The 13,167-nt window shown below is 71.8% G+C and carries 11 protein-coding genes; 5 read left to right on the top strand and 6 right to left on the bottom strand.

All coding sequences use genetic code 11. The features are described 5' to 3' along the window. Positions 1 to 15 precede the first annotated feature (15 nt). The 3 genes from V6U77_RS20215 to V6U77_RS20205 form a co-directional block, all read right to left on the bottom strand. A complete protein-coding gene (locus tag V6U77_RS20215) occupies positions 16 to 561 on the bottom strand; it encodes a M23 family metallopeptidase (protein ID WP_334607926.1) in 546 nt (181 codons plus the stop codon). Between the two features lie 211 nt (positions 562 to 772). Then, on the bottom strand, positions 773 to 3,334 hold the full coding sequence (gene otsB / locus V6U77_RS20210; RefSeq protein ID WP_442934470.1) for a trehalose-phosphatase: 2,562 nt from the start codon (positions 3,332 to 3,334) through the stop codon (positions 773 to 775). Positions 3,335 to 3,372: 38 nt separating this feature from the next. Continuing rightward, on the bottom strand, positions 3,373 to 4,773 hold the full coding sequence (locus tag V6U77_RS20205; RefSeq protein WP_334607924.1) for an alpha,alpha-trehalose-phosphate synthase (UDP-forming): 1,401 nt from the start codon (positions 4,771 to 4,773) through the stop codon (positions 3,373 to 3,375). A 331-nt stretch (positions 4,774 to 5,104) separates the two neighbouring features. Between V6U77_RS20205 and ettA the strand changes: the two genes are divergently transcribed. The 4 genes from ettA (at position 5,105) to V6U77_RS20185 (ending at position 8,690) form a co-directional block, all read left to right on the top strand. Further along, a complete protein-coding gene (ettA, locus tag V6U77_RS20200) occupies positions 5,105 to 6,781 on the top strand; it encodes an energy-dependent translational throttle protein EttA (RefSeq protein ID WP_334607923.1) in 1,677 nt (558 codons plus the stop codon). 21 nt (positions 6,782 to 6,802) lie between these two features. Next, entirely contained in the window at positions 6,803 to 7,249 is a 447-nt protein-coding gene (locus V6U77_RS20195; RefSeq protein ID WP_334607921.1) for an acyl-CoA thioesterase, read from the top strand. Further along, the gene (locus tag V6U77_RS20190) at positions 7,246 to 7,953 is read left to right on the top strand and encodes a hypothetical protein (RefSeq protein WP_334607920.1); all 708 of its coding nucleotides are present in this window, start codon (positions 7,246 to 7,248) and stop codon (positions 7,951 to 7,953) included. Before V6U77_RS20195 ends, V6U77_RS20190 begins: the two co-directional genes overlap by 4 nt. A gap of 149 nt (positions 7,954 to 8,102) precedes the next feature. Then, on the top strand, positions 8,103 to 8,690 hold the full coding sequence (locus V6U77_RS20185; RefSeq protein ID WP_334607919.1) for a YbjN domain-containing protein: 588 nt from the start codon (positions 8,103 to 8,105) through the stop codon (positions 8,688 to 8,690). An 86-nt stretch (positions 8,691 to 8,776) separates the two neighbouring features. Here the strand turns inward: V6U77_RS20185 and V6U77_RS20180 are convergent, their stop codons facing one another. The 3 genes from V6U77_RS20180 to V6U77_RS20170 form a co-directional block, all read right to left on the bottom strand. Beyond that, on the bottom strand, positions 8,777 to 9,205 hold the full coding sequence (locus tag V6U77_RS20180) for a globin (RefSeq protein WP_334607918.1): 429 nt from the start codon (positions 9,203 to 9,205) through the stop codon (positions 8,777 to 8,779). A 58-nt stretch (positions 9,206 to 9,263) separates the two neighbouring features. Further along, a complete protein-coding gene (locus V6U77_RS20175) occupies positions 9,264 to 10,685 on the bottom strand; it encodes an MFS transporter (protein ID WP_334607917.1) in 1,422 nt (473 codons plus the stop codon). 229 nt (positions 10,686 to 10,914) lie between these two features. Beyond that, positions 10,915 to 11,967 carry a mechanosensitive ion channel family protein gene (locus V6U77_RS20170; RefSeq protein ID WP_442934469.1) on the bottom strand — a complete coding sequence of 351 codons (1,053 nt, stop codon included), beginning with the start codon at positions 11,965 to 11,967 and terminating at the stop codon, positions 10,915 to 10,917. 83 nt (positions 11,968 to 12,050) lie between these two features. Between V6U77_RS20170 and V6U77_RS20165 the strand changes: the two genes are divergently transcribed. Further along, entirely contained in the window at positions 12,051 to 12,896 is an 846-nt protein-coding gene (locus V6U77_RS20165) for an alpha/beta fold hydrolase (protein WP_334607916.1), read from the top strand. Positions 12,897 to 13,167 lie beyond the last annotated feature (271 nt).

The raw sequence follows: 13,167 nt of genomic DNA, 5'->3' as shown, positions 1-13,167 counted from the left end.
GGCGGGTCGGTGGCGTCAGGCGCGCGTGTTGACGCTCTGCGGCCAGGAGCCGGTGTGCGGCGTCCAGCCCTGGAGGGTGGCGGGGATGCCCACCCGGGTGTTGCAGTTGATGATCTGGAAGTGCAGGTGCGCCCCGGTGGCGTTCCCGGTGGCGCCCGACGAGCCGATGACCCGGCCCTGCGGGACCCAGTCCCCGGTGTTGTAGATCGCCTGGTTCAGGTGGATGTAGTGGCTGCACTGGCCATTCGAGTGTCGGATTATCACCTCGATGCCGTTGCCCGGGTACACCGACCAGTTCGAGACGAGGACGGTGCCGGCCTGCACGGCGGAGACCTCGTACCAGGCCGGGAGCCCGAAGTCCCAGGCGTACTCGTTGTAGGGGCCGACGTGCGAGTAGGTGCCCTCCGGGCCCTGGGTGACCCGGTAGGACTCGCCTGCCGGATAGGGCAGCTCGTAGTAGTAGTCCACGGCCGAGGCGGGCGTCGGTGCGACGACCACGACCCCGACGGCCACCAGCAGGGCACTGATCGTCGCGCCCGCCCGGCGCAGGGTTCTCGTCATTCTGTTCACTACGACATCTCCGTCCGGAATACCGAGACAAATTTGACTGCGTCTATTCGACGCCATCGGTGGCAGCTAAACAGAAATACCGAAGTCGATCAATGGAAGATGCCGCAACTGGGGTCGTGAGAGTAGTCGGTAGGGGGTCGCCGCCACACACGCGACGGCGGCCGGAGAAGGGATCTCCGGCCGCCGTCTTTCGCTGGTCAGGTCACTGCTTGAGCATGTTGTCCAGCAGCAGAGCGCAGCGGATCAGACCGAGGTGGCTGTACGCCTGCGGGTGGTTGCCCAGCCCGCGCTCGGCCAGCGGGTCGTACTGCTCGGGCAGCAGACCCGTCGGGCCGGCGGTGTCCACCATCTGCGAGAACAGCTCCTCGGCGTCGGTACGCCGCCCGGTGCGCAGGTACGCCTCGATGAGCCACGCCGTGCAGATGTGGAAGCCGCCCTCGCGCCCGGGCAGGCCGTCGTCCCAGTGGTAGCGGTAGACGACCGGACCGCTGCGCAGATCCGCCTCGATCCGCAGGACGGTGGAGAGGAAGCGCGGATCGTCGCCGGGGAGCAGGCCGGAGAGCCCGATCCACAGCGACGAGGCGTCCATGTCCTCGTCCCCGTACGCCACGCTGTAGGCCTCGACGGTCTCGTGCCAGCCGTACTCCAGCACGTTGGCGCCGATGCGGTCGCGCAGCTCCACCCACTCCGGCCGGTCCTCGCCGCCGTGCTGGCGCATGACGTGCAGCGCCCGGTCGACGGTCATCCAGCACATCACCTTCGAGAAGATGTGGTGCCGCGGGGGGAGGCGGGCCTCCCAGATGCCGTGGTCGGGCTCGTGCCAGCGGCGGCGGACGGCCTCGACCATGTTGTCGAGCACCCGCCACTCGTCCTCGCGTACGGAGCCGCGGGCGTCGGCCACGGCCGCGATCAGGTCCGCGATCGGGCCGAAGACGTCGAGCTGGAGCTGGTGGTTGGCGAGGTTGCCGACCCGCACCGGCCGGGAGCCGGCGTAACCGGGCAGGGTGTCGATGACCGCCTCGGCGCCCAGCTCGTAGCCGTCCACCGTGTAGAGCGGGTGCAGCCGCTCCGGGTGCCCGCCGGTGCGCTCGATGCACCCGTCGACCCAGCGCAGCAGCGCCTCGGCCTCCTCGATCGAGCCCAGGTCGACCAGGGACCGCGCGGTCATCGCCGCGTCCCGCAGCCAGCAGTAGCGGTAGTCCCAGTTGCGGACGCCGCCCAGCTCCTCCGGCAGCGACGTGGTCGCGGCGGCCAGGATCGAGCCGGTGGCCTCGTGGCAGAGCCCGCGCAGGGTCAGCGCGCTGCGGACCACCAGGTCCCGGGCGGTGCTCGGCAGCCGCAGGGTGGCCACCCAGTCCTTCCACGGCTGCTCGGCCAGGGCCTGCCGCTCGTGGACCGGCAGCCGGTGGTGTTCCAGGCTGTGCGTGCCGAAGCGCAGCTCCAGCACGACCTGCCCGCCGGCGGCGGAGAGGTCGACGAGGGCCTTGGCCGTCTCGTAGCCGCCGTCGTTGCTGACCTGCCACTCGACCCCGGGGGAGTAGAGCGCGACCGGCTCGTTGGAGCCGAGCACCAGCAGGCCGTCGCCGATCGGCTGCAACTGCACCGCGACCTGGCCGAACTCGGGCCGGGGCGCGAACTCCAGCCGGGCCCGGCCCGAGCCGGTCAGCACCCGGACCAGGGTCGAGTCGCCGGTGATGACGGCCGGGCCGTCGGGCGTGGTCTCCCTGGCCGGCTTGTCCAGCCAGTCGGTGACGGTCAGTCCCGACCACCGGGTCTCGACGGTCATCGTGCCCGAGCGGTAGCGCTGGCCGAGCGGGATGCCGCCGCGCTCCGGCGCCACGCTGAAGTGCCCGGCCGGGCTGCCGCCGACCAGGTCGGCGAAGATCGCCGCCGAGTCCGGCTTGGGGTGGCAGAGCCAGGTGACCTTGGCCTCGGGGGTGAGCAGGGCCACCGTCCGCCCGTTGGCCAGCATCGAGTGCCGCTCGATCGGCACGGCCCGCTCGCCGAAGAGCCAGTGCCGGCGGGTCTCCAGCAGCAGGCCCAGGGCGCGGGCGGCCTCGATCGGCTCGGCGACCCGGTAGCCGGCCCTGGTCTCACCGGGGCCGATCTTGATGCCGACGTCCGGCCCGTGCAGGTTGCCGAAGGCGTTCTCGTCGGTGACGTCGTCGCCGATGAAGAGCACCGCGCTGGCGGAGAGCTGGGTGCGCAGCTGGTCGACGGCCGTGCCCTTGTGGGTGGCGACCACCGACAGCTCGAAGACCTCCTTGCCCTGGGTGACCGTCACGTCGTCCCAGGTGGCGGGGCCGTTGCGGACCGCCTCGACGGCGGCGGCCGCGACCTCGGGGGCGACCCCGCGGGTGTGCACCGCGACGCTCGCGGGCTTGCGCTCCAGCCGGATGCCCGGGTGGGCCGCGGCGATCTCGCGCAGCGCGTCGCGCAGCCGGGTGCGGACCGCGATCAGCTCGGGGGAGAGCCGCTCGACGAAGCCGATGTCGAACTCGGAGCCGTGGCTGCCGACGAGGTGGACCTCGCTGGGCAGCCGGGAGAGCGCGGCCAGGTCGCGTAGGGCCCGCCCGGAGACCACCGCCACGGTGGTCTGGGGCAGGGCGGCCAGCGCCCGGACGGCCGCCACCGATTCCGGCAGCGGCACGGCCTTGCTCGGGTCCTCCACGATCGGCGCGAGGGTGCCGTCGTAGTCACAGGCGATCAGAAGCTGGGGCACCCGGGCGATGCGGCCGATGGCGGCGCGCAGTTCCGGGTCCATCGTGCCGGCCGCCGGGGTGACGATCTCGCTGGCGGCGTTCACGCGACCTCCGCTTGTGGCACACCGAGCTCGGTGAGAAAGGACTTCGCCCAGTGCCCCACATCGTGGGTGCGTAGATGGCGTTGCATTGTCCGCATTCTGCGGCGGGCCTCCGGCTTCTCGACATGCACGGCCCTCAGCAGGGCGTCCTTGACCGCGTCAGGGTCGTGCGGGTTACACAGGAACGCCTGACGCAGCTCGGTGGCGGCGCCGGCGAACTCGCTGAGCACGAGTGCACCGCCCTGGTCGGCGCGCGATGCGACGTACTCCTTGGCTACCAGATTCATTCCGTCTCGCAACGGGGTCACCATCATCACGTCGGCGGCGGCGTACATCGCGGCCAGTTCAGTGCGACTGTACGACTGATGCAGGTAATGCACCGCCGGCACGCCGACCCTGCCGAACTCGCCGTTGATGCGGCCGACCTCCCGCTCCACCTTCACGCGTAGTGCCTGGTAGTGCTCCACGCGCTCGCGGCTGGGCGTGGCGACCTGCACCATGACCGCGTCGGGAACTGTCAACTTTCCGTCAGCGAGCAGTTCGCGGAAGGCCTTCAACCGCAACTCGATGCCCTTGGTGTAATCCAGCCGGTCGACGCCCAGGATGATCGTCTTCGGGTTGCCGAGCTCCTCGCGGATCTCCTTGGCCCGGGCCTGGATCCCCGGGTCGGCGGCCAGCCGCTCCATCTCCTTGGTGTCGATGGAGATCGGGAACGCGCCGGCCTTCACCTGGCGGCCGTCGACCTGGATCATCTGCCCCTCGTAGCGCAGCCCGAGCAGGTGCCGGGCCAGCCGGACGAAGTTCTGCGCGGCGAGGCGCTGCTGGAACCCGACCAGGTCGGCGCCGAGCAGGCCGCGCAGGATCTCGGTGCGGAACGGCATCTGCATGAACAGCTCGATGGGCGGGAACGGGATGTGCAGGAAGAAACCGATCCGCAGGTCGGGCCGCAGTTCGCGGAGCATCGCGGGGACGAGCTGGAGCTGGTAGTCCTGCACCCAGACCGTCGCGCCCTCGGCCGCGACCTCCGCGGCGGCCTCCGCGAAGCGGGCGTTGACCAGGCGGTACGCCTCGCGCCAGCGACGCTTGTACGCCGGCGTCTCCACCGCGTCGTGGTAGAGCGGCCAGATCGTCGCGTTGGACTGGCCCTCGTAGTAGCGCTCCAGCTCCTCCGCGCTCAGCGGCACCGGGTGCAGCCGGATGCCCTCCAGGTCGAAGGGCTCGGGGGCGGCGCCGGTGCCGCCGGCCCAGCCGACCCAGGTGCCCTGGTGCTCGGCGAGGACGGGGTGCAGTGCGGTCACCAGCCCTCCTGGGCTGCGACGCCACTGCCGTCCTTCGGGGGTGCTCACCTCGTCGACGGGTAGCCGGTTCGCCACTACGACAAAGGAGCTGCGGACGGTCACGTTCGGCCACCTCCGGGTGCTGACGGGTCAACCGCGAATGAGCGTACTGAGCGTAGCTGCGGCTTCTGGGGCCCCGTGCCGGAGTCACCTACCCTTCCCACGATGGTCCAACCCCTGGCGTGATCTTGTCGATACCCCTGCTCGGAAGCAGGGGTGGCGCGGCACGGGCGGAGCGTCGGAGGCGGGGTGATGTGGGGGCGGCGCCGCGAACCTGTCAGGATTGACGACGGCGTGCGTGCGGCCGGCCGCCGGCCGGCGGTGGCGGGCGGAAACCGCAGCCCGCGCCCGCGCCCGCCGACCCCAGTCGCAACCTACGGAGGTAGCCCGCACCGTGGCCCAGTACATCTACGTCCTGGAAAAGGCGCGCAAGGCGCACGGCGACAAGGTCGTGCTCGACAACGTGACGCTGAGCTTCCTCCCGGGGGCCAAGATCGGTGTGGTCGGCCCCAACGGCGCCGGTAAGTCCAGCCTCCTCAAGATCATGGCAGGCCTGGACCGGCCGAGCAACGGCGAGGCCCGGCTCATGCCCGGCTACACCGTCGGCCTGCTCGCCCAGGAGCCCCCGCTCAACGACGCCAAGACCGTGCTCGGCAACGTCGAGGAGGCGGTGGCCGAGACCAAGGCCAAGCTGGAGCGGTTCAACAAGATCGCCGAGCAGATGGCCACCGACTACTCCGACGAGCTGATGGAGGAGATGGGCAAGCTCCAGGAGGAGCTGGACCACGCCGACGCGTGGGACATCGACTCCAAGCTCGAGCTGGCGATGGACGCGCTGCGGTGCCCGCCGCCGGACGCCGACGTCACCCAGCTCTCCGGGGGCGAGCGGCGCCGGGTGGCGCTGTGCAAGCTGCTGCTGGAGGCCCCCGACCTGCTGCTGCTCGACGAGCCCACCAACCACCTGGACGCGGAGAGCGTCTCCTGGCTGGAGCAGCACCTGGCCAAGTACGCCGGCACCGTCATGGCGATCACCCACGACCGGTACTTCCTCGACAACGTGGCCGGCTGGATCCTGGAGCTGGACCGCGGCCGGGCCGTCGGCTACGAGGGCAACTACTCCACCTACCTGGAGAAGAAGGCCGCCCGGCTGGCCGTCGAGGGCCGCCGCGACGCCAAGATGAAGAAGCGCCTCACCGAGGAGCTGGAGTGGGTCCGCTCCAACGCCAAGGCGCGGCAGACCAAGTCGAAGGCCCGCCTCGACCGCTACGAGGAGATGGCCACCGAGGCGGAGAAGACCCGCAAGCTGGACTTCGAGGAGATCCAGATCCCGCCGGGCCCGCGCCTGGGCAACACGGTGATCGAGGCGCACAACCTGACCAAGGGCTTCGGCGACCGGGTGCTCATCGACAATCTGTCGTTCTCGCTGCCGCGCAACGGCATCGTCGGCATCATCGGCCCCAACGGCGTCGGCAAGACCACGCTGTTCAAGACCATCGTCGGGCTGGAGCAGCCGACGAGCGGCGAGGTCAAGGTCGGCGAGACGGTCTCGCTGTCGTACGTCGACCAGAACCGGCAGGGCCTGGCCGGGGACAAGACGGTGTGGGAGGTCGTCTCCGACGGGCTCGACCACCTGATGGTCGGCAAGGTCGAGATGCCGTCGCGGGCGTACATCGCGGCGTTCGGGTTCAAGGGGCCGGACCAGCAGAAGCCGACCAAGGTGCTCTCCGGCGGCGAGCGCAACCGGCTCAACCTCGCGCTGACGCTGAAGATCGGCGGCAACGTGATCCTGCTCGACGAGCCCACCAACGACCTGGACGTGGAGACGCTCTCCAGCCTGGAGAACGCGCTGCTGGAGTTCCCCGGCTGCGCCGTGGTCATCTCCCACGACCGGATGTTCCTGGACCGGGTCGCCACGCACATCCTGGCCTGGGAGGGCGACGACGAGGACCCCGCGAAGTGGTTCTGGTTCGAGGGCAACTTCGAGGCGTACGAGAAGAACAAGGTCGACCGCCTCGGCGCGGAGGCGGCCCGCCCGCACCGGGTGACCTACCGCAAGCTGACCCGTGACTGAGAGCGGGGACCGCTGCCGATCATGAGTGATCGTTTCGTGTACCACTGCACCCTGCGCTGGTCCGACCTCGACGCGTACGGCCACATCAACAACTCGCGCTTCCTCACCCTCTACGAGGAGGCGCGGGTGGCGTTGATGTTCGCCGGTGGCCGGGCGTGGGGGGTGGGCTCGTTCGCCGACGGCGTCGTGATCAGTCGGCACGAGATCGACTACCTGCGCCCGGTCGAGTACGCCCTCGGCCGGGCCACCGCGGAGGCCGCCCCCACGGTGCGCATCGAGCTGTGGGTGGAGGAGATCCGCCGGGCGTCCTTCACCGTCGCCTACGAACTCTTCGACGGCGAGGTCCTGGCCAGCCGCGCCCGCTCGGTGCTGGTGCCCTTCGACCTGACCCGGCAGCGGCCCCGGCGGATCACCCCGGAGGAGCGGACGTTCCTGCTGACGTACGCGCCACAGGAGCCGGTGGCGTGACGGCGACCGACGGGCCCGGGTCGCCGGCGGGGGCCGGTGGCGGGCACGGGATCTCCGACGCCGCCGACGCGGGGGCCTTCCTGGCCCGCCTCGTCCGGCTGGAACGCGCGGCGCCGGTCCGCCTCCGGTCGAGCGGCGCGGCGGGCCGTACGGCCCTCTGGGGCCGTCTGCCGTGGGGTGTGCTGGTCGTCCGGACGGTGGCCGGCGACGGGCCCGGTGACGCCACGGTGGCGGCCGGCGAACTGCTGGCCGAGCTGTCGGCCGGCGGCACGGGGTTGCCGACGCGGCGGGACGAGCAGTGGCGGTGGCCGCTGCCGCCCGCGGCGAGCCGCCGGGTGGAGACCCTGCCTGCCGGGGAACTGCGGCGGATCGCGGCCGCGGCGGCGGGAGCCCTGCGGGACGCCAGCGCCCACGGCGTCGGCGGGCGCGCGGTGGGGCAGCGGGCGCTGCGCGACGCGCTGCTCGACCACGTGCCGGTGGTGGTCACCCCCGACGACCCGCCCGGCGAGCCGGTCGAGGTGACCCAGCGGATGGTCCAGGGGTTGGTCCGGATGGGTTTCCTGGGGGCCGCCGGGGAGCCCACCGGGACGGGCGGCGGGGGCGACGTCCAGGTGAGAACGGCCGGCCGATGGGTCGGTCTGGTGGGACCGTACGGAGCGATCTGGTCGCAGAAGGCCACGGATCTGGTCATGCGGCCGGCCTGAGTTCATCCTTTCGGATGACCCGTCGTCATTCTTCTGTCCTGGGGCTGCCGTTGGGGGGGTGCTTCAACCCGGCTGTCCGGGTACCGTCCATCCTCGGGTCCAACGCACCGTAGGCGATTGGATCCGCTGGGGAGTGAGGTGCGCGAGCGATGCCGTGGTGGTCATGGCGCCCCGGTCCCGCCAACGGCGGCGGAGACTCGGAAAGGCGGAGCGGGATCACAGTGGAGAGCACCGTCCGGGTCGGGCCACCGACCCCGCGTAAGCCGGGAGACGACTGCCCACCGACGGAGCGAGCCGTGATCGCGGACATGCCCGCGACGGTCGAGCCGGTCACCCTGCGCCGCCTCCGTGACGCGCTCGACATGCTCGACGTGCGTTATCTGGCCGACGGCGACGGCAACCTGCTGGCCATGTGGGAGCGGCACGCCGTGCTGGTCACCCTGGAGGGTCCGGAGGACGAGATCCTGGTGATGCGGGCGCGTCCACACGCGACCGTGCCGCCGGACTGGGCCGACCGTGCCTACCGGGTGGTCAACGAGTGGAACCACACCCGCCGCTTCTGCAAGGCCTACATCGGTGACCCCACCGAGCGCGGCCAGTTGCCGATCTACGCGGAGCTGCAGGTGCCGTTCGGTGCCGGGGCACACGACGCGCTGCTGGTCGAGATGCTCGACTGTGGCGCCGCGGTCGCCACCAGCTTCGTGGACTGGCTGCACGACGAGGGTGCCCTGCTCTGAGCCGCCCGCCGCCCGGACCGCGGGCGGCGGCCAGGCCGGCGGGTCAGGTCAACCGGCGAGCCAGGCAGCCCAGCCGGCGAGCCGGGTCAGGCCGGCCCCGCCGGGTCCTCCATGGCGTTGACCATGAAGTAGGCGGCCCGCTCCAGGTAGTCCCACAGCGCGGTGGCGATCTCCGGCGGCAGGTCGAGACGGTCGACGGCGCGGCGCATGTGGAGCAACCACGCGTCCCGCTCGGCGGCGCCGATCCGGTACGGCGCGTGGCGCATCCGCAGCCGCGGGTGCCCCCGCTGGGCCGAGTACGTGTTGGGGCCGCCCCAGTACTGCATGAGGAACAGGGTCAACCGGTCCGCGGCCGGGCCCAGGTCCTCCTCGGGATACATGGGGCGCAGCAGCGGGTCGGTGGCGACCCCGGCGTAGAACTCGTCCACGAGCTTGCGGAAGGTGGGCTCGCCACCGACCGCTTCGAAGAGGGTCGTCGACGCACCGGGACGGTCTGACTCACCTGCGGCATTCACCGTTCCATCCTGCCAGGTGCCGCCCGGGGCGGCCCGGGGGTGCCGGCTGTGCGTCGGGTCACCGGGTGCCGCTGCTGTCGTGCCTCGCCGGAGCCACCGCCCAGCGGCCCGCCGGGCCGCCGGGCCCCTCCTGCCCGGACCGCCCCGACGCGCTCGCCGGAGCGTCGGGTTCGGCCGCCACGTCCGGTTGCCGGGGGGTGGGTTCGCCCGCCTGCCCGGCCGCCTCGATGGCCGACTCGATCGTCGCGCGGCTCGGCCAGCGCAGGGCGGCGAGCGTCATGAGCAGCACCCCGACGGCGCTCCACACCCCGACCACGAGGGGGATGGAGTACCGCTCGGCCAGCAGCCCGGTGACCAGGACGGCCAGCCCCTGGATGACCTGGACGCCGGTCGCCATCACGCCGAAGGCGCGGGCCCGGAAACCGGCGGGCAGGGCGCGCACGAAGAGCCCGTTGGCCACCGGCAGCATGCCGGCGACGGCGAACCCGCAGGCGGCGGCGAGCAGCGCCACCACCAGCGGCGGCGGGTCGAGCAGGGCGGGCACCAGGGCCAGCGGGGAGAGCACCGCCAGTGGCCGCATCAGGCTCAGCCGGCGGTCCGGCCCGAACGCCCGGCTGACGATCAGGCCACCGAGGATGAAACCGACGGGGTTCGCCGCCATGATGATGGCCTGGGCGGCGCCGGCGTCGAGTTGGCCGGCATGCTCGCTCGCCCAGGCGGCGGCGAGGCCCTCCGGCACCACCGAGAAGAGCATGGCGGCGAAGACCAGCACGGCGATGGCCCGCAGCACCGGGGTGCCGAACACGATCTGGAAGCCCTGCGCGGTCTCCCGCAGCAGGTGACTGCGGTGCGCGGCGGTCATGGCCGTGGGCCGGTCGGTCACGCCGAAGCGGACCAGCGTGGCCGACAGGGCGAACGTCGCGGCGTTGACCAGGAGCGCGGCGGTCGGGTCGAACGCGGCGATGGCCGCCCCCGCCAGGTAGCCGACGACCTGGGCGGCCTGGCCGACGCTGCTGATCATCGACAGCCCGACCACGAGGCGGTCCCCGGTGAGGATCAGCGGGATCAGCGCCGACTTCGCGGCCTGGCTCGGTGGGTTGGCCAGCGTGGTGGCGAAGAGCAGGGCCAGGATCGCCGCGACGGGCACGCCCGGGATGGCGATGCACACCATCAGCAGCATCCGGACGACGTCGCAGATCACCATGACCTGCCGGTAGCGGTGCCGCTCCGCGAGCGTGGCGAGCAGGGGACCGCCGACCAGCCAGGGCAGGTAGCTCACCGCGAAGGCGGCGGCCGAGAGCGCGACGGAGCGGGTCTCCTCGTAGACCAGCAGGGTCACCGCGGCCTTGGCGATGTAGTCGCCGATCCAGGAGAGAGCGCTCGCCGTGAAGACGGCGCCGTACTCGCGATTGGCGAACACCTCGCGGAAGGTAGCGGGCCCTTCCGGGGATGGTCGCTGGTCAGGCACCGTCGCCTCCATCGTTCCCCTGGGCGGGCCACTCGTGATGGACGGCCCGGGAACCGTCGTCAGATCCGCGGATCAGCGAGGACGTGATCACGCTCCGGGGAGCGCGTGCACCGGATTTTGCCCGATCGTCCGACGACTGGCTAGGGCGAAGGGGTTGATCGTCGCATCCCCGACTGAACGAACGGACGATACCCGAGGGGCCGCCCGGCTCGCGACCCCCGCCGCCCGGCGTTCGGGCGCCTCAGGTGGCGCCGCCCTGCCCGGTCTCGCCGGGGGCGCGGACCGGCATGCCGGGGTAGAACCGGGCGGCGGCGATCTTCGCGGTGATGCCGGAGTTCTCCAACGCCTCGGCGAGCCGGCGACGCAGCTCCCGGCCGACGGCGAACTGCCCGTCCGCGGTCGTCTTGACCACCGTACGGATGACCGCCCCGTCGACCGTCATCTGCTCGACCCCCAGCACCTCCGGGGCCTCGACGATCTCCGGCGCCAGGTCGGGGTCGATCGCCACCGAGGCGGCGGCGGTGCGCAGCACGGCCGTGGCCTCCTCCGTGCCGGCGAAGCCGATCGGCAGGTCGACCACCACCAGGGCCCAACCCTGGCTCTTGTTGCCCACCCGGACGATCTCGCCGTTGCGGATGTACCAGAGCACGCCCCGCCCGTCGCGGACCGTGGTGACCCGCAGCCCGACCGACTCCACCACGCCGGTCGCCTCGCCGAGGTCCACGGTGTCGCCCACGCCGTACTGGTCCTCGATCAGCATGAACAGGCCGGCGATCAGGTCCTTGACCAGGCTCTGCGCGCCGAAGCCGAGGGCCACGCCCGCGATGCCGGCGCTGGCCAGCAGCGGGGCCAGGTCGAAGCTGAACTCCTTGAGGATCATCAGCAGCGCGATGCCGAAGATGAACGCGGTGCTCAGGCTGCGCAGCACCGAACCGATCGCCTCGGCCCGCTGCCGGCGTCGCTCCGGGACGAACTCGCCGGGGTCGACGGCGGCGGTGGGGATCCGCTCGCGCAGCGGGCGCAGCATGGTCGGCACGCCCGCGTCGGTGGTGGTGCGCACCAGCCGCCGGATCGTACGGTGCACCAGCCACCGGGCGGCGACGGCCAGCAGCAGGATCATCACGATGCGCAGGGGCTTGAGCAGGATCCAGTAGCTGCCCTCGGCGAACCACACCGAGCCGGTCATGTCGTAGACGCTCTTGCAGAGGACGTCGTCCAGGCAGGTCGGCGACGGAGCCGGGTCGGGCGCCTCGACGGCGGGCAGGGCGGGCGTCAGGCTGGCATCGGTCACGATGCCTTCGTACCGCACCCGGCTGGGCCGGATCCCGCCGACCCTCCGTGTCGTGACCCGGCCCCGGGCGCGCCTATCATGATCGAATGACAGCTCCCACCTTCGTTCTCGTGCACGGCGCCGGCAGCAACTCGTTCACCTGGGCGCCCATGCAGCGGGAGTTGGCCCTGCGGGGGCACCGCTCGCTGGCCGTCGACCTGCCCGGGCACGGCTTCGGCGCGACGTTCCCGGCGGCGTACCAGGCCCCGCAGGACCTCGCCGCCCTGGCGGCGACGCCGAGCGCGATGGTCGGCATCGGCCACGCCGACAACGTGGCGCACGTCCTGGACGTCGTGAGGCGGGTACGCGAGCACGGACCGGTGATCCTGGTCGGGCACAGCCGGGCCGGGCTCACCCTGACCGGGGTCGCCAACGCCGCCCCGGAGCTGCTGGACCGGCTGGTCTACATCTCGGCGTGGTGCTGCGCCGCCGACACCCCGGCCGGCTACCAGGCGTCGGCGGAGAACGCGTCGAGCGCCCTGAACGACATCGGCGCCCTGCTGGCCGCGAACCCGATGGAACTCGGCGCGCTGCGCTTCAACTGGCGCACCGCCGACCCCACCCTGCTCGCCACGCTCCGAGCGGCGGTCCTGGCCGACGGCACCGACGACGAGTTCCACGGTTACCTGAACACCCTGGAGCCGGACGAGAGCCTGGACGCCGGCGAGGAGCGGGCCGACGCCGGCACCTGGGGTCGCATCCCCCGCACCTACGTCCGGCTCACTGCCGACCGGGCGGTCCCGATCACGCTGCAGGACCGGTTCATCGCCGACGCCGACGCGCTCACCCCCGACAACCCGTTCGACGTGCGGTCCCTCGACGTCAGCCACGCCGCGGTGCTGGTCCGACCCGGTGAGGCCGCGGCGCTGCTGTCCGGCCTGGTCCGGCTCTGACGGCTCCTGCGGTCCGACCATCGTCCAGCGCGGCCGGTGGTCGGCCCAACCTCTCTGATGTGCGCCTCCACCTCCTGCGCAACAACGGCGTCTAGGTCGACCGTCCCCGTCGGGCCTGTCGAGGAAACGCTTCACCTGCCAGCCGCAGACATGCGAATCGATACCGAGGCTGTGTCTATTGAGCCATTTTCATCGTGGGTAGCGGGCGTCCTCGGCGGCTTGGAGGGCGAGGATGGCCTGCACGATCGGGGTGGCTCGGCGGGGGCAGCAG

This window comes from Micromonospora sp. CPCC 205546 (assembly GCF_036902715.1).
Classification (GTDB): domain Bacteria; phylum Actinomycetota; class Actinomycetes; order Mycobacteriales; family Micromonosporaceae; genus Micromonospora.
This window is presented reverse-complemented; position numbering and strand designations above follow the sequence as displayed.

What these genes read in the sequence shown, in the direction of transcription:
- V6U77_RS20215 (WP_334607926.1), bottom strand. Translation starts at nt 561, where the DNA reads ATGACGAGAACCCTGCGCCGGGCGGGCGCGACGATCAGTGCCCTGCTG.
- otsB (WP_442934470.1), bottom strand. Translation starts at nt 3,334, where the DNA reads ATGGACCCGGAACTGCGCGCCGCCATCGGCCGCATCGCCCGGGTGCCC.
- V6U77_RS20195 (WP_334607921.1), top strand. Translation starts at nt 6,803, where the DNA reads ATGAGTGATCGTTTCGTGTACCACTGCACCCTGCGCTGGTCCGACCTC.
- V6U77_RS20185 (WP_334607919.1), top strand. Translation starts at nt 8,103, where the DNA reads ATGCCGTGGTGGTCATGGCGCCCCGGTCCCGCCAACGGCGGCGGAGAC.
- V6U77_RS20175 (WP_334607917.1), bottom strand. Translation starts at nt 10,685, where the DNA reads ATGGAGGCGACGGTGCCTGACCAGCGACCATCCCCGGAAGGGCCCGCT.
- V6U77_RS20165 (WP_334607916.1), top strand. Translation starts at nt 12,051, where the DNA reads ATGACAGCTCCCACCTTCGTTCTCGTGCACGGCGCCGGCAGCAACTCG.